Consider the following 19,209-nt stretch of genomic DNA (forward strand, 5'->3'; position numbering starts at 1 on the left):
TATAATGTGGCGTATGCCCGCTGACCTTGGTGCCCTGCGCGCCGCGCTCGCCCAGCTGGACGTCCAGTACGCGGTGCTGGAGACCCGGACTGGCCAGGCGCGCGTGCTGCCCACCCTGAACTCGCACGCCTCCTTCGAGGCCCTGAACTCGCACCTCGGTCAGGACTGGTCCCTGACCTGGCACGTGGAGGGCACCACCCCGCCCGTCGTGCGCTGCCGCCTGGACCTCGCGGGCGTGGCCCGTGACGGTCTCGCACAGGGCCACGCCCTGCATGACGCGCGTGAATTGGCCCTCACCGACGCGCTGCACGCGTTCGGCCTCGCGCCGCACCTGCGCGCCGAACCGCAGTGGGCCGAGTACGACCCGGAAGACGGCGTGAACGCCAGCGACCTCATCCTGGACGCGCCGCCCCCGGCCGCTCCTGCGACCCTGCCGAGCGAGCCGCCCCGCGACCCGCAGATGGACCGCGCCCGCAAGCACCTCGACGACCTGATGGAGCAGCTCCGCGCCGGCGGGCTCGGCAAAGAGGCCGCGCTGGTCGTGGCGCGGCACGGCGGCGGGTACGGCAAGGACCTCGAAGAATCCCGCGCCATCTACAAAGAACTTCAGGGACTCCTGAAAGGCTGACGTATGCGGAAGTTCATCGCCATCGGGGACATCCACGCGGACTTCGGCGCCATGTGGGCCGCGCTGCGCGCCGCGAGCTGCCTGGACGCGCAGGGGCTGCCCACGCCGCCCGTCCGCGCCGGCCTGTACCAGGTGGTCCTCATCGGCGACCTGATCCACCCCAAAAACGAACTGGAGTACGCGCGGCACGCGGGCGTGCCCAGCTTCGACTTCGACAACTCCGACCACCTGTTCCTCGCGGCGCGCGCGCAGGTGCAGCAGCTCGAGAAACTCAAGGCGTACCAGGACGCCGCGCCGCACGCGGTGCACATCGTCCTCGGCAACCACGATTCGGCGGTGCTGAACGGCGACTACATCCTCGGCACGGCCGGCGGTATCAAGCACATCGAGTTCGACCCGGCGCACGGCGGGACGTTCCTGCCGGGGCACATGCGCGCGTGGTTCTGCACGTTCCTGCGCGAACTGCGCGTCGGCCACGTGCAGTTCGCGCACGTCGGGCCGCTGCCGCAGTACACGTACTACGACGACCTGTTCTACGCGGACCCCGCCACGAAACGCTGGTGGCGGGAAACGCCGGACCTCGTGGGCATGGCCGGCCTGGAATTCGGCGTGTACGGGCACACGCAGATGCAGGACGGCGTGCTGCTGCACGAGAGTGGCCAGTTCGCCATGATCGACGCGCTCCACTCCCGCGAGTACCTGGAGATCATCCTCGACCCGGTGCGGGAGCACGGGCAGGTCGTGAGCGCACGCCCCGTGCCGTTCTGAACGCGTCGCCGCGCGCCGGGTCGCTCAGGGCGTGGCGCGTGCTGCACGGCGCGCACGCCCCTTCCCGCAGCGCGGGCGTTCATGCTAGGATGCTGGAGTTTGCCCCCGTACGGGGGTGAGATGTACCCGCGGTAAGAGGCCTGGGCGCGCCCACGCGCGCCCGCCGCCGCGACGGAGGAAACCCCATGAAGCGTACCTACCAACCGAACGTCCGCAAGCGCGCCAAAACCCACGGCTTCCGCTCCCGCATGAAGACGAAGGCCGGCCGTAACGTCCTCGCGCGCCGCCGCGCCAAGGGCCGTCACCGCCTCACCGTCTCCGTCTGAGTCGCGTCGCGCACCCGCGCCCGCACGAAGGCATGCCCACACCGAGCGCCACCTCGACTCCCGCACAGCGGCGAGCGGTGGCGCTCGATGCCTTGAAAGGCGACCGTGAGTTCCGCAAGGTTCGCACGCACGGCAAGGTCGTCCGCAGCCGATCCTTCACGCTGCGCATCACCGACTACCGCCCCCGCCACGGCGAGGTGTGGCGCCCACGCGCCATCATCGGCCTGATCGCCTCCAAGAAAACCATCGGCAAGGCCGTCCACCGCAACCGCGCGCGCCGCCGCGCCCGCGAGGCCCTGCGCACCCTCGGGAACCTCCCCGCCTGCCGCGCCGTCGTGCACCTGCACCCCAGCGTCCTGCACGTCCCGTTCACCACGCTGCAGGCCGAACTGCGCGCCGCACTCGACGCCGGCACCCCCGCCCGGCGCCGCGGCGGGAACCCCGGCGGCCCTGCCCGCGTACCTGCTTCCCGTGAAGGACACGCCGAATGAGTCCCGCTGATCCCGCCCGCGCCGGCCACCTGGCGCGCGCCATGATCGGCGGCGTGCGCTTTTACCAGCGCGTGCTGTCACCCCGCAAGGGCGTCCCCACCTGCCGGTTCACGCCCACCTGCTCGGAGTATGCTGCACAGGCCCTCGCGCAGCACGGCGCGCTGCGCGGCACCCTGCTCGCAGCGCGCCGCATCGCGCGGTGCCACCCGCTGCACCCCGGCGGGTACGACCCGGTTCCTCCGCCCCCCTCAGAAAGAACGCACCCATGACCCGACCCCGCCTGACCCGCCTTCTGCTGCCCGCGCTGCTGCTGCTCGGTACCGCGCAGGCCGCCGTGAAACCCGAGTGGATCAAAGCCGACTTCAACGGCGACGGCCGCCAGGACGTCATTGCCACCACCAACCTGTTCGACATCGTCTTCAACCCCGAAGGCGAAGCCATCTTCTGGTACGTCAAACAGAACCCCGGCAGCAGCGTCCTCAAGACCCGCAACGACGGCACCCGCGACTTCAGTGGCCTGCAGAAGCAGATCAACCTCGTCGGCAGCGGCAAGGCCTTCGACGTGGCGCTGCCCGACAACACCAGCAAACCCACCGCCGAAGGCGTGCAGGTCAGCCAGGACAACGCCAAGGCCACCATGACCGCCCGCTTCCAGTACACGCAGGGCGCCGCGACCGTCACGAAAACCATCGTGCTGCACCCCCGCCAGTTCAAAGTGGACACCAGCGTGAACGTGACCGGCGCGGACCGCTACACCGTGAACTTCAGCGGCCTGGGCCGCAACAGCGATCCGGTGGTGCGCGGCGCGAACCGCGGCGGGCAGCTCACGCAGGGCGCGGCCACCATCGAGAACGCGCAGTACGCCGCGCTCCTCGATAAGCCCAGCCAGACAGCGCACGCCATCATCGTCCGCCCGCAGGAAGGCACCGCCGCCATCGCCATGCAGGGCGGCGCGCAGAGCCGCCTGCAACTGCGCCTGCAGGGCCCCGCCCGTTTCGAGGTGTACGGCGGCAAGAACGAACTGATCCACCTGTACCAGGAAGGCTACACGACCCTGCCGGACCTGTTCCGCCCGAACATCTTCGGTCAGATCTCCCTGCTGATCGTGAAGTTCATGGAGTGGCTGTACAGCGTGCTGCACAACTGGGGCCTCGTGATTCTGGTGCTCACGGTCGTGCTGCGCGCCGCGATCTGGCCGCTCATGCAGACGCAGGGCAAAACGACCGCGCGTATGCAGCTCCTGCAGCCGAAACTCAAGGAAGTGCAGGAGAAGTACAAGGACGACCCGCAGAAGATGCAGGCGGAAACCATGCGGATGTACCGCGAGTACAACGTGAACCCCGCCGGGTGCCTCAGCTCGTTCATTCCGTTCCCGATCCTGATCGCGCTGTGGAGCACCATCCGCAACTTCGAGTTCGACAGCGGCCTGGGCTGGCTGCCGGACCTCAGCATCCCTGACCCGCTGTACATCCTCGCGGCGCTGTACGTCGCCGTGAACCTGCTGCAGCTGTACGTCAGCACCCGCAAGTCCCCGGAGATGTTCCGTCAGCAGTCGTTCATCTACCTGATCTTCGCGTACTTCGCGCTGACCTTCCCGGCGGGCGTGACGCTGTACTGGATCATCAGCACCGTCATCGGCACGATCCAGCAGGTGTTCATCAACCGTCACGTGGCCGCTACCATGGACGCCGGCCTGCAACGCGTCGAGCGCGCCCCGCGCAAGACCGTCGACGTTCAGAAGAAATAACCACGGCAGCACGAGGGGAGGCCCGGGCCGGGCCTCCCCTCGTGCTGCGTTCGGGGCCGTCCAGCTTACGGGCCGCGCCGTGCGCGCGCTTCGGTACACTGAAGGTTATGGACCCGAAGAAAACCAACCTCGACGACTACCTCGCCGACCTCGGCATCAGCGAGGCCGAGGACGACGTGCCGCCCGCGCCGGTACCCACCGCGCCGGCGCCCGCCAGCCTGAACGCGCCCACCTCGTCGTTCACGCCGAGCGGCACGCCCACCGAGGTGCTGGAACGCTTCCTGACGAGCCTCACGGCCCGCCTCGACCCGGACCTGCGCGTGAGCGTCCGCGCCGGCGAGGACGACGCCCTCGAAGCGGAAATCACCGGCGAACGCGCCGCGCGCCTTGCCGGCCGGGACGGGCGGGTCATGCAGGCCATCGAGGTGCTCGCGTACACGGTCCTCGCCAAGCAGACGGGCCGCGCAGACCTGCGCGTGCGCGTGGACGTCGGCGGGTACCGCAAACGCCACGCCGAGCAGCTCTCACGGGTCGCCGAGCGGCTCGCGGTGCAGGTCGCCAAGAGCGGGGAGCCGCACGAGATGCAGCCCCTGCCCGCCGCGGACCGCCGCGTGATCCACATGACCCTCAAGGAACACCCGGACGTCATGACGGAGTCGGTGGGGGAGGGCACTGCCCGCCGCCTGGTGATCCGCCCACGCCACACCGCTTGACGCCCGCAGTCCCCACGCCCGCACAGGCCGTGCGGGCGCTCGCGGCGCGGCTGGCACGCGCCGGGGTGCCCTCCCCGGACCATGACGCGCGCGCCCTGGTGCTGCATGCCCTCGGGCTCACGACCGCGGGCCTACTGACGCGCATCACCCCGCTGAACGCGGAGGAGGCAGCTACCCTGGAGGCCCTCGCGGCCCGCCGGGAAGCGCGCGTGCCGTTGCAGCACCTGCTCGGCAGCGTGGAATGGGGGGACGTGGCCCTGCGCGTGACGCCCGCCGCGCTGGTGCCCCGCCCGGAAACGGAAGTGCTGCTGCACCTCGCCCTCAGCGCCCTGCGGGGCGTCCCGGAACCGTGCGTGCTGGACGTCGGCACGGGCACGGGCGCCCTCGCGGTGGCCGTGGCTCACGCCCGCCCGGACGCGCACGTGACCGCCACGGACGTCAGCGACGACGCGCTCGCGCTCGCGCGCGAGAACGCCACCCGGAACGGCACGCGCGTGGCGTTTCTGCACGCTGACCTGCTGCACGGTGCCCCGACCGGCCTGCACCTGGTGGTCAGCAATCCGCCGTACCTGCCGGACGCGGACCGCGAGAACGCCGACCCGGAAGTGCAGCACGATCCGCCCCTCGCGCTGTACGGCGGCGCGGACGGCCTCGACCTCGCCCGGCAGCTTGCCGCGCAGGCACCCGCGCACCTGCGCCCTGGCGGGACGCTCGCGCTGGAACTCGACCCCCGGAACGTCCATCACCTCGCCGCTGAACTGCGGAACGCAGGCTGGAGCGCCCGCGTGCACGACGACCTGACCGGCCGCGCGCGCTTCATTACCGCCACGCGGTGACCCTGTCGGCCCTGCGGCTCGTGGGGATCGACCTCGCGTGGTCCCCGCGCAACCCGACGGGCGTGGCCGTGCTCGACGCGACCGGCACGCTGCTGGAGGCCCGCACGCTCACGAGTGACGCGGACCTCCTGGCGTTCCTGCACGCGCACACCCCCGGACCGGCGGTTGTCGCTGTGGACGCTCCCCTGATCGTCCCGAACGACACCGGGCGGCGCGACGCCGAAGCGGAACTCGCTCGTGTGTACGCGCGCTTTCAGGCGGGCGCGCATCCCGCGAACCGCACGCTGCTCGGTCGGTACGGTGGCCTGCGCGGGGAGGCCCTACGGGACGCGCTGCAAACGCGCGGGTTCACGGTCAACCCGGCCAACTTGGACCGCCCGGATGTCCGGGCGGTGGTGGGGGTGTACCCGCACGCCGCGATGGTCGCGCTGTTCAGGCTGACGCGCACCCTGAAGTACAAGGCCAAACGCCAGGGCCGTGACGCGCAACTGGCCGCGTGGGCAGCGTACCGCGCGCACCTGCGCGCGCTGGCCTTCGCTGACCCGCCCCTGCAGGGCGCGGACGCGCTCCTGAACGTGGACCCGGCCAGTCTGCGCGGACGTGCGCTTAAGACCCACGAGGACACCGTGGATGCCCTGCTCTGCGCGTACGTGGCGCTCTACGCGCACCGCTGGGGCGAGTCGCGCCTGCAGGTGTTCGGGAACGTGCAGGCGGGGTACATCCTCACGCCCGCCCCTCCGGCGCGTGAAAGCGGGCGCCCCTAAGGGCGCCCGCTTCCGCGGATGCGGGCGCGTCAGGGCGTGCCGGTGCTGGCAGGCGTCACGACCGGAGCGGAGGGGATGCCGCTGTCGTCGTTGGCCTTCACTGCCGGTTTGCTGGCTGGCTCATCCTTGAGCGGCTGCGGGTTCGGGTCGGGCGCGTACGCGGGCAGGTCCTCGACGTACACGCGGCGCTGCACGACCTCCTCGGGCGGCGTGAACTCGGTGGCGAGCCGGTTGGTGCGGCGGTCCAGCGTGACGATCAGGGTGTTCGAGTCGAGCGGCGGCGCGCCCGCTTCGCGGTACGTCGGCACCTGCGGCGTGGGCTCCACGGCGGTGTTCGCGGCGTTGCGGTAACGCGGGTCGAGCAGGGCGACCTTCACGTTCGGCATGAGGCCCTGGTCGGGGTGGTCGACGTAACGAATGCCTGCCGGTTCCGCGAAGTTCCGCGCGGTTTTGCCCTTGAGGGCGCCGGCCATCATCTGCTGCCAGATGGGCGCGTTTACGTATCCGCTGTAGTACGTGCGGGGCATCAGGCCGCCCTGCTGTTTCCCGACCCACACGGCGCCGACGTAGTACGGCGTGACGCCCACGAACCAGAAGTCCTTGGGGCCGTTGCTGGTGCCGGTTTTCCCGCCGACCGTCCACGTGTCGATTTTCGCGCGTGTGGCGAGGCCCCCCTGGCGTTCGGTCAGGTCGTTCACGACGCCTTTCAGGAGGTCGAGGCCGAGCCACGCGATCTGCGGGGTCCACACGCGGTGCGCGGTGTTCACTTCGCTGGCGCTGTCGTACAGCACCTCGCCGCCGGTGGTGGTGACGCGCGTGATGTAGCTGGGCGCGCGGTACGTGCCACCGTTCACGAACGGGGCGTACGCGGCAGCCATTTTCACGGGGGTCGTTTCGATGGCGCCCAGGGCCGCGGCGAGGCCCGTGCCGTCGTTCGGGGCGAGGCCGAGTTCACGCAGCTTCCCGAAGAAGGTCGGCAGGCCGATGCGGTCCGCGAGGCGCACCGTCACGAGGTTCAGCGAGCGGTCGAGCGCTTCGCGGATGGTCATGTTGCGGTAGGTGGTCTGCCCTTCGAAGTTCTGCGGTTCGTACCGTCCGCCCGCGCAGGTGGAGCACGGGAAGCTGACGGGTTTGTCGTCCTCGCGGTGCAGCTCGTCCAGGCCGGTGGACAGCGCCGTGGTGTACAGCAGCGGCTTGATGGTGGACCCCACCTGCCGCTGGCCCTGCGCGGCGTTGTTCCAGTCGGCGGGCGGCTGGTCGCCCTGGAGTTTCTGGCCGACCATGCCGAGCACCTCGCCGGTGTACGGGTCGAGGATGGTCGCGCCGAGCGTCGCGCCGTACGGCAGGCCGCGCGCGTTGCGGGACGCCGCCTCGATGCTCGACTGGATCTGCGGGTCGAGTGTGGTGTACACGATCAGGCCGCCCGCGCCGTACACGCGGTCACGGCCGAGCTTGCGGATGAGTTCCTGCTCGACTTGCTGCATGAAGTGCGGGGCGCGCACCGTCGTGACCGCCTTGAGGTACTTGGCGGTCTTGTCCACCAGGCGGGCGGACTTGACGTTGCCGTTCTGGTCGTACGTGACCTTCCAGCCTTTGGGTTGCACGGGCGTGCGCCACGCGGCGTCCGCTTCGGCGCGCGATACCCAGCCGTCCTCGACCATGCGGTCCAGCAGCGTGCGCACGTACGGGCGCTGCGCGGCGTAGTCGAAGTAGCGGCTGGGGTTCGGGACGAGCGTCGTGAGGTACGCGGCCTGCGCGAGCGTGAGCTGCTTGGGCGTCGCGCCGAAGTACGCCTGCGCGGCGGCGTACAAGCCGTACAGTTCGACCGGCCCGCCGTCCCCCCAGTAGATGACGTTCAGGTAGTCCTGCAGGATTTCTTCTTTGGTGAAGCTGCGTTCCACCTGCACGCTCAGCATCCATTCCTTCACCTTGCGTTCGGGGGTGCGGGCCTGCTTGTACTGGTCGAGCAGCAGCGTGTTCTTCACGAGCTGGTTGGTGAGGGTGCTGCCGCCCTGCACGTCCTCGTTCTGGGAGAGGCGCCGGAACTGGCGGGCGAGGCCGTACGGGTCGAGGCCGTAATGCTCGAAGAACCGGCGGTCCTCGTTGGCGACGATGGCGGCCGTCATGTAGGGGCTGACGTCGTCGAGGGTGACGAGGGTGCGGCTGACGCGCGCCTCGCCGATCTTGGGGATCAGGCTGCCGAGCGGCGTGTTGTCCCGCGCGAACACGCGCGTGGTGGAGCCGAGCGTGAGGGTGTCGAGTTGGCGGTAGTCGGGAATCTCGCGCGCCCACTTCACCACGAAGGTGGAGAGGACGCCCACGCCGATCACGACGGCGGCGAGCACCAGCGCCGAGACGAATTTCAGGAATCGAAGGAACATGAATGGACCTCTCCGCGCCCACGCGGTTGTGGGGCGGTCAGTGGCGCTGCGCTTCGATGAGCTGCGTGACGCGTGCGCGCAGGTTCTTGCCGCTGAGCGGCTTGTACACGATGTCGTCCGCGCCGACCAGTTTGGCGGCGTCGCGGGTTTTGTCGTCGTCGAAGCCGGTGAGCAGCAGCACCGGGGACTGTTTCAGGCGTTTGACGCGTTTGACGCGCGAGCAGATTTCGAAGCCGTCCATGAACGGCATGTTGACGTCGAGCAGCATGGCGTCCGGCGTGTGGTCGCGGAGGTACTCCAGCGCGGCGCGCCCGTCGGGCACCGCGGTGACCTCGTGCCCATCAGCGGACAGGATGACCTCCAGCATGGTGCGAATCGCAGGCTCGTCATCGGCCACGAGGATGGTATAGACCATAGCTTCTAGTTTAGGGCAAGCGCGCAGGCGCGAGAAGGGCGCGCCCCGGCCAAAGCCGGGGCGCGCCCAGAGGGGGGCCGCTCAGGCGCTGCGGCTGGACGGCGTGCGGGCTTCCTCGGCGAGCTGGCGGCGCAGGACCTTCCCGACCGCGGTTTTCGGCAGTTCGTCGCGGCGCTCGAACTGGCGCGGCACCTTGTAGGGGCTGAGGCGCTCGCGGCAGAAGGTGTTGAGTTCGTCCCAGGTGACGCTCATGCCGGGCTTGAACACGACGTACGCGCGCACGGTTTCGCCGCGGTGCGGGTCGGGCGCGCCCACAGCGGCGGCTTCCAGGATGGCGGGGTGCTGGTACAGGACCTCCTCGACCTCGCGCGGGTAGATGTTGTACCCGCCGGCGATGATCAGGTCCTTCTTGCGGTCCACGATGCGGAAGTACCCGCCGTCGTCCATGGTGGCCATGTCGCCCGTGGCGAGCCAGGTGCGCCCTTCGCGTTCGAACAGCACCTTGGCGCTCTCGTCGGGCCGCTGCCAGTAGCCGCGCATGATGTTCGGGCCGGCCACCCACAGCTCGCCGACCTCGCCGGTCGGGACGGGCTGGCCCTGTTCGTTGACGATCAGGGCGTCCACGCTGGGGAACGGCACGCCGATGCTGCCCTCGATCTGCTCGCCGAATACCGGGTTCGCGTGCGTGATGGGGGACGCTTCGGTGAGGCCGTAGCCTTCCACGAGGTTCGCGCCGTGCGTGATCTCCCGGAACCGGCGGGCCGTTTCGAGCGGCAGGGGGGCGCTGCCGCTGATGCACGCGCGAATGCTGGTGAGGTTGTGCTTCGGCGTTTCCGGGTGGTTGTTGATGGCGTTGTACATGGTGGGCACGCCCGGGAACAGCGTCGGTTTGTACTGCTCGACCAGGCCGAGCAGCATCTTGACGTCGCGCGGGTTGGGGACCATCACGAGGGTCGCGCCGGTCAGCATGGCGAGGTTCATGGCGGTCGTCATGCCGTACACGTGGAAGAACGGGATGGCGGCGAGGACGACCTCCTGGCCGTCTTTGAGGCCGGGAAGCCACGCGCGCGCCTGCTCGCAGTTCGCGACGAGGTTGCGGTGCGTGAGCATGGCGCCCTTGGGCACGCCGGTGGTGCCGCCAGTGTACTGCAGCAGCGCGAGGTCGTCCGGGCGGACGGTGACGGGCGTGGGGCGCGGCGCGGTGCGGCGCATGACGCGTTTCATGTCGAAGACGCGTCCGCCGCTGCGCACGGGCACCCAGTTGCCGCGCAGGCGTTCGCGGACGGGGTACAGGACGTTTTTGGGGAAGGGGAGGGCGTCCTGGATGCCGGTGACGATCACGCGTTTGACGGGGACGTTCTCGGCGATTTCCTGGTAGCGGGGGAAGAACGCGTCGAGCATGATGAGCGTTTCACTGCCGCTGTCCTGCAGCTGGTGCTCGAGTTCCCGCGCGACGTACAGGGGGCTGGTGTTGACGACGACCGCGCCGGCGAGGGCCGCGCCGTAGAAGGCGGTGACGAACTGCGGGCAGTTGGGGAGCATGATGCTCACGCGTTCGCCGGGGCGCACGCCCATGGCCTGCAGCGCGGCGGCGAAGCGCTGGACGTCCTGCCACAGCTGGCGGAAGGTCAGGCTGGCGCCCAGGAACGTGATGGCGGCGCGGGCCGGGTAGCGTTCGGCGGTGCGTTCCAGCAGGGTGTGGATCGCGCGCTCTGGGGCGGGAATGTCGTGCGGTACACCGCGCTCGTAATGCTGAAACCACGGTTTGTCGGTCTGGCCCATGCGCCCAACTCCTTCTTGTACTGAGTACAGCGTTAAACCAAGTATAACAAACTCTTGTTAGGTGCGCCGTCACCGTGACAGGGACGCACTCCAGCGCCGCGCGGACACCCTTCAGTGTAGGCCGCACCCCTCACGGGAACGTCACAAACGAACGCCCGTTCGCCCGCGGTAGCATGCCCGCATGACCCCCACCATGCACGCCGTCCCCATGACCGCCCGCGGCGGTCCCGAGGTCTTGCAACCCACCACCCTCCCCACCCCCGAACCCGGCCCCGGCGAGGTCCGCGTGCGCGTCCGCGCCGTCGCCCTCAACCACCTCGACACCTGGGTGCGCCGCGGCGTCGCCAGCCCCTACCTGCCCCTCCCACACCTGCTCGGCAGCGACGTCAGCGGCGACATCGACGCGCTCGGCCCCGGCGTCACCGACCAGGACCTCGGCGCGCCCGTCATCCTCAACCCCGGCGTCTCCTGCGGCCACTGCGAAGCCTGCCTCACCGGCGCCGACAACCTCTGCCGCCAGTACCAGATCCTCGGCGAACACCGCCCCGGCGGCTACGCGCAGTACATCGTCGTTCCCCGCGCCAACGTCCTTCCCAAACCCGACACCCTCACCCACACCCAAGCCGCCGCCCTCCCCCTCGCCGCGCTCACCGCCTGGCAGATGGTCTTCGACAAGGCCCAGCTGCACCCCTGGCACACCGTCCTGATCATGGCCGCCGGCAGCGGCGTCAGCACCTACGCCCTGCAGTTCGCCAAACTCGCCGGCGCCACCGTCATCGCCACCGCCGGCAGCGACGACAAACTCCAGCTCGCCCGCGACCTCGGCGCCGACCACACCATCAACTACCGCGACGCCGACTACGGCCAACAGGTCCGCGCCCTCACCGGCGGCGCCGGCGTCGACGTCGCCCTCGACCACACCGGCGCCGACAACTGGCAGACCACCCTCAAGGCCCTCAAATGGGGCGGCGCGCTCGTCACCTGCGGCGCCACCAGCGGCTACGACGCCACCACCCCGCTCGCGCAGGTCTTCTACAAACAGCTGCGCATCCTCGGCAGCACCATGGGCCGCAAAGGCGACCTGCACAAAATCGCCCGGCTCGTCGCGCAGGGCCGCGTGCACCCCATCGTCGCCGGCGAGTACCCCCTCGATGACGCCGCCCGCGCCCACGAACGCATGGCGGACCGCGACCTGTTCGGCAAACTCGTCCTCACGGTTCCCTGAACGCACCCCCGCCGGATTCCCTAGACTGCACGCATGACGCGGCGCGCCCAGATCATCACGCTGATGTGCGCGCTGCTGCTGCTGCTCGCCTTCGCCATCAACGCCAGCGGCGCCCTGCCACTCCTGTACCCGCGCGGCACCCGCATCGTCGCGGAACTGCCCGTCGCGCCCGCCCCGCGTGCCGGTCAGCGCGTCCTGATCGTCTCCCCACACCCGGACGACGAGAGCCTGTGCTGCGCCGGCAGCGTCCGCCGCGCCCTCGACGCCGGCGCGGACGTCTGGATCGTCTGGCTCACCAACGGCGACGGCTTCGAACTCGACGCCGTGCTCACCGACCGCACCACCCGCCCCGCCGGGCCCGCCATGGTCCGCCTCGGCGAGCACCGCGAAACTGAAGCGGCGCGCGCCGCCGCCGCCCTCGGCGTGCCCCGCGACCACCTCCTGTACCTCGGGTACCCCGACGGCGGCCTCGAGCACCTGTTCCTCGAGCACTACAACACCCCCTACACCTCCCGGTACACCCTCGCCCGCCGCGTGCCCTACACGGACGCCCTCACCCCCGGCGCGGCCTACACCGGCCTGAACGTCGAACGCGACCTCGCCCGCGTGCTCGACCGCGTCCGCCCCGACCTGATCCTCGCGCCGTCCATCGAGGACCGCCACCCCGACCACCGCGCCACCGGGTACTTCATCACGCGGCTGCTCGCGGCGCGCGGCCAGGCGGACCGCCTGCGCTTCTGGATCGTGCACGGCGGCACCGAGTACCCCCTCCCCAAAGGCCTGCACCCGCAACTGCCGCTGCTGATCGCCCCGCGCGGCGTGCGCCTCGCCTGGGAACGCGTGCCGCTCACCCCCGAACAGGAGGACATCAAACGCCGCGCCATCGAGGCGCACGCCTCCCAGATGCAGGTCATGGGCCGCTTCCTGCTGGCCTTCGTGCGCCGCAACGAACTCCTCACGCGGCAAATCGTGCCCGAACTCCCCACCCGCCCCTGACGCGCACCACGCTCAGGGCAGCGCGCGCCCCAACGTCAGGTGCAGCGCGTCCTCCCCGAGCCACGGCCGCCACAGGGGCGTGCGCCGCGCCTCCAGCGTCCCGAACCCACGCCGCGTGTACAGCGCCACCGCCGCCTCGTTGCGCGCCGTGGTGGACAGCTGCACGCCGGGCACGGCCCGCGCGCGCAGCGCGTCCAGGTACGCGTCCAGCAGCGCCCCCCCGGCCCCCAGGCCGCGCGCGTCCTCCGACAGGTTCAGGTGCAGATGCGCCGGGAACGCCGCTTCCGGCGCGTGCGGCAGCGCGAACCGCCCCGCACGCGTCAGGTACGGCACGCACCCCGCCAGCTGCGGGTACGCGCCCCGCGCGGCCCCCATTGCCAGCTGCGGCGCGAGGGCGCGGAACCCCGCGCGGTACGCGCTGAACGTCGTCGTGCCCAAGATGTACCCGACCGTCCGCCCGCGCCACTCCGCCACGAACCCCAACGCGTCCGCCCCGGCCAGCGCGTACGGCCCCACCCACAGCGCCCCGAACAGCGCCTCATCCGGGAAGTACCGGCGGGCCGACGCGCCGAAAAACCCCGTCGCGTACGCGATGCGCGCCACGTCCGGCCAGTCCGCGGGGCGCACGCCCCGCACGATGAACGTCATGGGCGCGCCAGCCGCCCGACCGTCACGAGGGTCAGCTGCCGGCCCCGCGCGAGCTCCAGAAACGCCGGCAGCACCCGCAGCGCCTGCGGCGCGTTGTCGTGCAGCAGCACGATGCCGCCCGCGCGCAGGTGCTTGAGCAGGCGCTCCTGCAGGACGGCGTCGCCGGGATTCGTGAAGTCCGCCGGGTCGTCCGTCCAGAACGTCGTGACCAGCCCCAGCGCCTCCGCGACCCGCAGCGTCTGCGCGCTGTACTCCCCGCCGGGCGGGCGGAAGTACCGTACGGGCCGCCCCGTGATGCCCTGCAGGACCGCGTTGGCCTGCGACAGCTCCTCGCGGACCTGCGCGGCGCTGAGCTCCGGCAGGCGCACGTGATGGTACGTGTGGTTCGCGACCTCGTGGCCCTGCGCGACCATGTCACGCACGAAATACGGGTACGCCTCGGCGTTCCGGCCGATGCAGAAGAACGTCGCGTGCACGCCCGCGCGCCGCAGGGTATCCAGCACGAGCGGCGCGTACAGCGGGTGCGGCGCGTCATCGAACGTCAGCGCCGCGAGCTGACTGCGGCTGTCCCCTTTGAAGAACAACCCGCCGTGCACGCCCCCCATGAACTGCGACACGGCCTGCTGCACCTGCTGCCGCAGCAGCTCCGACGAGCCTCCCAGGAACGACAGCGTGCGTTCCGGCGCTTCCAGCGGCGCCCGCGTCGGCTCGCGCCCGGGGTTCGTCCAGGCGCGCTCGTACGCTCCGGCGTTCCCGGCGTACCGCACGAAGTCGTCCAGCCGCTCACGCGGCACGCTCGCGGTGAACAGCGGCAACGGCCCGCCGAACCCGCCGTACGCCGCGCGGTCGTACACGCTCACGTCCACTTCCGCCAGGGACGGTCGGGCGTCCAGCGTCCGGCGCGCCACCAGCGCCGCCAGCGTCCGCAGGTGCGCCCGCTCGGTCGGCCCCACCAGCACCACTGCGTGCGCCGCCTCGATGAACCCATTCGAGTCGTACTCGACCTTGCGCACCTGCGGAACGCGCGGCGTGAGCAGCACCTGCGGAAGCGGACGCGCCACGTGCGTGTGCGGCGCGAGCGGCTGCACCTGCCCGGGCAGCACCGCGCCGGGCCGCGCGGGCTGCACCAGCGGCGGCGGGCTCAGGCGCACAGGCGTGACCGGCGCGGCCACCGCGACCGGCAGCGCCGCCGTCAGCAGCAGCGCACGGGCCGCCCGCGCGCGGACCGTCACTGGCCCTGCTCCTGCGTCTGGCCCTGCGCCCACGCGAGGGCCGCGCGCACCCCCGCCGGGACGTGCCCCGCCGCGCGGTACAGGTTCGCGGCGCGCACGTACTGCGCGCGCGCCGCCACCAGCTGCCCCTGCTTGCGTTCCACGTGCGCCAGCACCAGCGCCGCCAGCGGGTTCTGCGCGCTCTCCTGCGCCGCGCGGCGCAGGTGCTGCGCGGACGCGTTCAGGCCCGCAGGCGTGCTCGGGCCCATGAACCCGCCCGGCGCGCGCTCCCCGCGGTAGTACTCGAACTGCGAGCGGACGTACGCGCCGTCCAGCCACCCCACCTGCGCGGGCGGCACCGCCCGCCCGGACGGGTCCACGTACGCGGTGATGCTGCCGTCCGACGCGTAGCGCGGCGCCACGAACCGGTACGCGTGGCCCCCGCCGCGCGGCACGCGGACCAGCAGGCCCTGATGCCGCATGAACGGCTGCGGGTCCGACGCGTCCACCAGCACGTCCCGCCCGCCCGGCAGGCGCAGGACCGTCACGACGTGCCCGAGGTTGCTTTCCTGCCCGCGCTCGTTCTTCCAGACCATCGCGATACCGGCGTCCAGCCCCACGCGCTGCATGAGCGCCGCGAGCACCACGGACTGCAGCAGGCATTGCCGCGTCCCGTACCGCACGGCATTGGTGAACTCGAACCCCTGCGTGAGGCTGAACTTCGGAATGATGACCTTCACCGTGTGGTGCAGCCACGCCGCCGTTTCACGCGCGAGGGCCGCGCGCCGTGCCAGATCGCGTTCCGCCGCGAGGGCCGCGCGGCGCGCGCTCAGCGCGCCGTCCAGCGTCGGCCAGCCCGGCAGTCGCGCGGCGGGCGTGCGGGCGTACGCTGCCGAGAACCACGCCGTGAAGTCAGCCTGCGGGGCGTTCGTCGCAGCTTCCGAGGTCCGCTCCAGCGCCACGAAGGCCTCACTGCCCCACGCGTACGCCGCGTCCGGCCCGGCCGCCGACGCGTTCGTCAGGGCCCCCACCAGCAGAACCACCGTCAAGGACCTCATCACACGCATCCGACCTCCGGGCACAGGGCGCACCATGCCCACACTACAGCGCACCTGCATGAAGGCCGCCTGAACGCCCGCAGCCGCTGTCCTCACCCGCCCGGCACGTCAAAGCTTCCAGGTGACGCCCCGGCGGTACAGCCACCACAACCCCACCCACACGGCCCCCACGTACCCCAGCGTGTACAGCCACCCGCCCCACCACAACCCCAGATGCCCACGCGCGAGGCCCAGCAGCGCGTCCTGCATGCTGGCGTCCCGCCCGGTCCAGCGGACCTGCCACCCCTGCAGCACCCAGGTCTTCACCAGGATCGGCGCGACGTACGCCAGCAGCGCGTTGCGTCCGGCAGCCACCAGCGGCGTGAGGCTGCGCCCCCGCCCGCCGCGTTCCACCAGCAGGCAGGCAAGTAGCCCCAGGGTGCCCAGGCCTGCGCCCAGCAGGATGTACGGCGGCGTCCACAGCGGCTTGTTGATGGGCATGAACGCCCCCCACGCGAACCCCAGCGCGCTCAGGGCCGCGCCGAGCGCCAGCAGCCGCGGTACACCGTCCGTACGGCGCGCCCACTCTCCTGCCACGCTGCCCAGCAGCACAAGCGCGCCCGTCGGCAGCACCGACAACAGGCCGCGCACGCCCAGCGGCGCGAGAAACGTCTGATTCAGGTACTGCACGGCGTTCCGCGTTTCCTCCAGTACCCCCGCGCCCACGCCCGGCACCGGCGTGAGCAGCAGCACCGCCGCGTACCCCACCAGCAGCGCCGCCGCCAGCACCATGCGCGCCCCCACCCGCAGCTGCGCCCCCGCCGCGCCCAGCAGTGACGCCAGCGCGATCAGCTGCAGCACCCCCAGCCCGAACGTCAGGCGGTGCGCCACGGCGCTCACCAACACCACGCCCACCAGGTACAGCAGCACCGTTCGGGTCAGCAGCTTGCGGACCAGGGCCCACCCTCGCACGCCCGCGCGGCGCGCGCTCGCCAGCGAGAACGGCAGCGCCGTCCCCGCGCAGAACAGGAACCACGGGAACACCAGATCCGCCAGGGTGGCCCCCCCACCCCACGGCGCGTGCATCAGCTCCTTCGGCGTGCGCCAGTCGAGCGCCACGTTGTTCACGAGCAGCATCAGCAGGACGGTCAGGCCGCGCCACGCGTCCAGCGCGGCCAGCCGCGCGCCGCGCGCCACCTGTGGCACCACAGCGGCCGTGGGCGCTGCGGGGGTATCGGGCTGGAAGGTGGGGGCGGCCAAAGTGGGACTCCTTTCAGGCCGGAAACGCCTGCTCTCAGTCTTCGGGGCCCGCCCTGCCGTCACCTGAGTTGGCGCTGAGCGTCCCCTGGGACAGACCTGAGCGTTCCCTCACGTTCGGGCCGGTGAGTGCCCGGCCCCCGAACGTCAGGCGAATCGGGAAGCGTTGCGGCGCCGGGATGCCCGCGAACTCTGCATGGTCGGCCGCGCGCAACTGCCCGAGCCACGCCTGCACCGCGCGCGCGCGCGCCTCTGTCCGCCCGCCGTACGCCTGATCCGCGAGCGTCACCGCCCACAGCAGCCCCCGCAGCGGGTACGCGCCCGGCGCGTTCGCGCTCGGCAGCAGCCCGAATGGCGTGCGCGGCAGCCCCGAACGCGCGCCCGGCGTCCCCACGAACCCCAGCGCCGGCGTGGGCGGCACGTCCACACCGTCCGGGCTGCGCAGGCGCGCCACGCCCACCCCTGCGGGCAGCGCGCCCGGACCGCGCACCGCCAGCGCCCCTGGCAGGTCCAGGTTGCGCGCCTGCGCCTCGGCGCTGCCTGGCGTGAACGCCGCCCCGCCCGTCCACGTGGCCTTCAGGCGCGCGCGCGGCCACGCGCCTGCCCGCACGCACGCCTGCGCCACCGCGAAACTCGCGCCGTTCGCGTCCGTGCGGGCACTCACCAGCACCGGCAGGGCCGGCAGCGTCACGCCGGGCGCCTGCAGGGCCTGCACCTCCGGCGCGTTCCACACCCGCACGGTCCCGTCCAGCAACCGGCAGAGGGTCGTCACGTTCAGGCGCAGCGTCACGCCCGGCAGGCGGTACGCGACGCGCACCGCGAACACCCCCACCGGCACCGCCAGCGTCCGCCGTCCGCCGGGCGGCGGCGGCAGGGGCGACGAAACCAGCGCCACGTCCGCGCGGCCCGCGTACAGGTCCCGGGCGGCCGCGCCCGGCGAACGCCCCCGGTACGTCGCGCCGTCCACCCACGGCGCGGCGGTGCCCACCACGCGCAGCGTCGGCGTGAGCGTCTGCGCCGCGCCGACGTTCACGGCCAGCAGCGCCAGCAGCCCGGCCACGCGCCGAGCGGCAGACGAAGGGCGAGGTGCGCGCGACATGCGCGCTCAGCTTAGAGCCTGCGGACCAGCCCCGCAGTGGGGGCACCCTGCGGGCCGGCCCACGGCGCAGTGAGCGCGCGGCCAGTCGCGCGACGTGGGCGGGGAAGCCCCCGCCCACGTGCAGCCTGCGCTTCAGTGGACGCGGTCGCCGGTCACCCAGTAGTTCACGCGCTCCGCGACGTTCTCGACGTGATCGCCGATGCGTTCCAGGCTGCGGCCCACCCGCATCAGCGTGAGCGCCTTGCTGATGGTGCGCGGGTCCTCCAGCATGTACGTCACCAGCTCGCGCTGAATCTGCTCGTACAGGTCGTCAACCTCGTCGTCCATGGCGCGCGTCGCGCTGGCGCGGTCCACGTCGCGCGTCTCGATGGCGCCCCGCAGGCTCACCATCATCTCCTGCAGGCGCTCCAGCATCCGCGCGAGGTTCACGTACTTCTTCAGCGCGGGCGCCTGCGCGAGGTCCGCGCCGTCCTCCGCGACGTGCACCGCGTAGTCGCCCATCCGCTCGATGTCCGACAGGCTCTTGAGGATCAGCGCGATCAGGCGCAGGTCCCGCGCGACCGGCTGGTGCAGGGCAATGGCGCGCAGGCATTCCGCCTCGATGCGGCGTTCCTGCTCGTCCACTTCCCGGTCCAGTGCGCGGACATCCTCGAGCCTCGCGGTGTCGCGGTTCAGCAGCACAGCACCCGCCAGCGGCAGCATGCGCTCCACCGTTGCGATCATCTCGAGCGCGCCGACGGTCAGGGCGCGCAGGTCTTGGTCCAGGGCTTCACGCATGCTCAGTCACTCCTCGGGCCTCAGGGCCCACGCACGCACGGGCGCGTTCGCCCGGCGAATGTACCATGTGCCGCCCGCGCCGCGCGTCAGGGACGGCGTTACCGCGCG

The 19,209-nt window shown here is 71.5% G+C and carries 20 protein-coding genes; 11 read left to right on the forward strand and 9 right to left on the reverse strand.

Annotated features, from left to right (window positions below; all coding sequences use genetic code 11):
* The first annotated feature begins 13 nt into the window (after positions 1 to 13).
* The 9 genes from DEIMA_RS05360 to DEIMA_RS05395 all read left to right on the forward strand — a co-directional run bounded on the left by DEIMA_RS05360 (position 14) and on the right by DEIMA_RS05395 (position 6,273).
* Positions 14 to 628, forward strand: a complete 615-nt coding sequence (locus DEIMA_RS05360) for a hypothetical protein (protein WP_013556213.1) — start codon at positions 14 to 16, stop codon at positions 626 to 628.
* 3 nt (positions 629 to 631) lie between these two features.
* Positions 632 to 1,396, forward strand: a complete 765-nt coding sequence (locus DEIMA_RS05365) for a metallophosphoesterase (RefSeq protein ID WP_013556214.1) — start codon at positions 632 to 634, stop codon at positions 1,394 to 1,396.
* A 185-nt stretch (positions 1,397 to 1,581) separates the two neighbouring features.
* The gene (gene rpmH / locus DEIMA_RS05370) at positions 1,582 to 1,722 is read left to right on the forward strand and encodes a 50S ribosomal protein L34 (RefSeq protein WP_013556215.1); all 141 of its coding nucleotides are present in this window, start codon (positions 1,582 to 1,584) and stop codon (positions 1,720 to 1,722) included.
* Between the two features lie 32 nt (positions 1,723 to 1,754).
* On the forward strand, positions 1,755 to 2,213 hold the full coding sequence (rnpA, locus tag DEIMA_RS05375) for a ribonuclease P protein component (protein ID WP_013556216.1): 459 nt from the start codon (positions 1,755 to 1,757) through the stop codon (positions 2,211 to 2,213).
* A complete protein-coding gene (gene yidD, locus DEIMA_RS17245; RefSeq protein ID WP_013556217.1) occupies positions 2,210 to 2,482 on the forward strand; it encodes a membrane protein insertion efficiency factor YidD in 273 nt (90 codons plus the stop codon). Before rnpA ends, yidD begins: the two co-directional genes overlap by 4 nt.
* Positions 2,479 to 3,960, forward strand: a complete 1,482-nt coding sequence (gene yidC, locus DEIMA_RS05380; RefSeq protein ID WP_013556218.1) for a membrane protein insertase YidC — start codon at positions 2,479 to 2,481, stop codon at positions 3,958 to 3,960. Before yidD ends, yidC begins: the two co-directional genes overlap by 4 nt.
* Positions 3,961 to 4,067: 107 nt before the next feature.
* Positions 4,068 to 4,673, forward strand: coding sequence for a Jag family protein (locus tag DEIMA_RS05385; RefSeq protein ID WP_013556219.1), 606 nt, complete (start codon positions 4,068 to 4,070; stop codon positions 4,671 to 4,673).
* Positions 4,670 to 5,509 (forward strand): peptide chain release factor N(5)-glutamine methyltransferase, encoded by an 840-nt coding sequence (gene prmC, locus DEIMA_RS05390; protein ID WP_013556220.1) that lies wholly within the window; start codon positions 4,670 to 4,672, stop codon positions 5,507 to 5,509. The genes DEIMA_RS05385 and prmC overlap by 4 nt, the downstream gene beginning before the upstream one ends.
* On the forward strand, positions 5,506 to 6,273 hold the full coding sequence (locus DEIMA_RS05395; protein WP_013556221.1) for a DUF429 domain-containing protein: 768 nt from the start codon (positions 5,506 to 5,508) through the stop codon (positions 6,271 to 6,273). The genes prmC and DEIMA_RS05395 overlap by 4 nt, the downstream gene beginning before the upstream one ends.
* A gap of 29 nt (positions 6,274 to 6,302) precedes the next feature.
* On the opposite strand, the gene DEIMA_RS05400 is transcribed toward DEIMA_RS05395, so the two are convergent.
* The 3 genes from DEIMA_RS05400 to DEIMA_RS05410 all read right to left on the reverse strand — a co-directional run bounded on the left by DEIMA_RS05400 (position 6,303) and on the right by DEIMA_RS05410 (position 10,851).
* Complete coding sequence (locus DEIMA_RS05400; RefSeq protein WP_013556222.1) at positions 6,303 to 8,654, reverse strand: transglycosylase domain-containing protein; 2,352 nt, start codon at positions 8,652 to 8,654, stop codon at positions 6,303 to 6,305.
* A 37-nt stretch (positions 8,655 to 8,691) separates the two neighbouring features.
* Positions 8,692 to 9,069: a response regulator gene (locus DEIMA_RS05405; protein WP_013556223.1), complete on the reverse strand. Its 378-nt coding sequence runs from the start codon at positions 9,067 to 9,069 to the stop codon at positions 8,692 to 8,694.
* A gap of 81 nt (positions 9,070 to 9,150) precedes the next feature.
* Positions 9,151 to 10,851 (reverse strand): long-chain-fatty-acid--CoA ligase, encoded by a 1,701-nt coding sequence (locus DEIMA_RS05410; RefSeq protein WP_013556224.1) that lies wholly within the window; start codon positions 10,849 to 10,851, stop codon positions 9,151 to 9,153.
* A gap of 181 nt (positions 10,852 to 11,032) precedes the next feature.
* Here DEIMA_RS05410 and DEIMA_RS05415 point away from each other — a divergent pair, with 181 nt between their 5' ends.
* The gene (locus DEIMA_RS05415; protein ID WP_013556225.1) at positions 11,033 to 12,076 is read left to right on the forward strand and encodes a zinc-binding dehydrogenase; all 1,044 of its coding nucleotides are present in this window, start codon (positions 11,033 to 11,035) and stop codon (positions 12,074 to 12,076) included.
* A 33-nt stretch (positions 12,077 to 12,109) separates the two neighbouring features.
* Positions 12,110 to 13,072, forward strand: coding sequence for a PIG-L deacetylase family protein (locus DEIMA_RS05420; protein WP_013556226.1), 963 nt, complete (start codon positions 12,110 to 12,112; stop codon positions 13,070 to 13,072).
* Between the two features lie 12 nt (positions 13,073 to 13,084).
* Here the strand turns inward: DEIMA_RS05420 and DEIMA_RS05425 are convergent, their stop codons facing one another.
* The 6 genes from DEIMA_RS05425 to phoU form a co-directional block, all read right to left on the reverse strand.
* Positions 13,085 to 13,720 carry a GNAT family N-acetyltransferase gene (locus DEIMA_RS05425; RefSeq protein ID WP_013556227.1) on the reverse strand — a complete coding sequence of 212 codons (636 nt, stop codon included), beginning with the start codon at positions 13,718 to 13,720 and terminating at the stop codon, positions 13,085 to 13,087.
* Positions 13,717 to 14,952: a polysaccharide deacetylase family protein gene (locus tag DEIMA_RS18465; protein WP_013556228.1), complete on the reverse strand. Its 1,236-nt coding sequence runs from the start codon at positions 14,950 to 14,952 to the stop codon at positions 13,717 to 13,719. The genes DEIMA_RS05425 and DEIMA_RS18465 overlap by 4 nt, the downstream gene beginning before the upstream one ends.
* Positions 14,949 to 15,980 carry a hypothetical protein gene (locus DEIMA_RS18470; protein ID WP_052303287.1) on the reverse strand — a complete coding sequence of 344 codons (1,032 nt, stop codon included), beginning with the start codon at positions 15,978 to 15,980 and terminating at the stop codon, positions 14,949 to 14,951. The genes DEIMA_RS18465 and DEIMA_RS18470 overlap by 4 nt, the downstream gene beginning before the upstream one ends.
* A 117-nt stretch (positions 15,981 to 16,097) precedes the next feature.
* On the reverse strand, positions 16,098 to 17,228 hold the full coding sequence (locus DEIMA_RS05440; RefSeq protein ID WP_013556230.1) for a heparan-alpha-glucosaminide N-acetyltransferase domain-containing protein: 1,131 nt from the start codon (positions 17,226 to 17,228) through the stop codon (positions 16,098 to 16,100).
* Between the two features lie 34 nt (positions 17,229 to 17,262).
* Positions 17,263 to 18,324: a type 2 periplasmic-binding domain-containing protein gene (locus DEIMA_RS05445; protein ID WP_083810831.1), complete on the reverse strand. Its 1,062-nt coding sequence runs from the start codon at positions 18,322 to 18,324 to the stop codon at positions 17,263 to 17,265.
* Positions 18,325 to 18,456: 132 nt separating this feature from the next.
* Positions 18,457 to 19,101 carry a phosphate signaling complex protein PhoU gene (phoU, locus tag DEIMA_RS05450; RefSeq protein WP_013556232.1) on the reverse strand — a complete coding sequence of 215 codons (645 nt, stop codon included), beginning with the start codon at positions 19,099 to 19,101 and terminating at the stop codon, positions 18,457 to 18,459.
* Positions 19,102 to 19,209: the final 108 nt, after the last annotated feature.

This window comes from Deinococcus maricopensis DSM 21211, from assembly GCF_000186385.1.
Lineage (GTDB): Bacteria > Deinococcota > Deinococci > Deinococcales > Deinococcaceae > Deinococcus_B > Deinococcus_B maricopensis.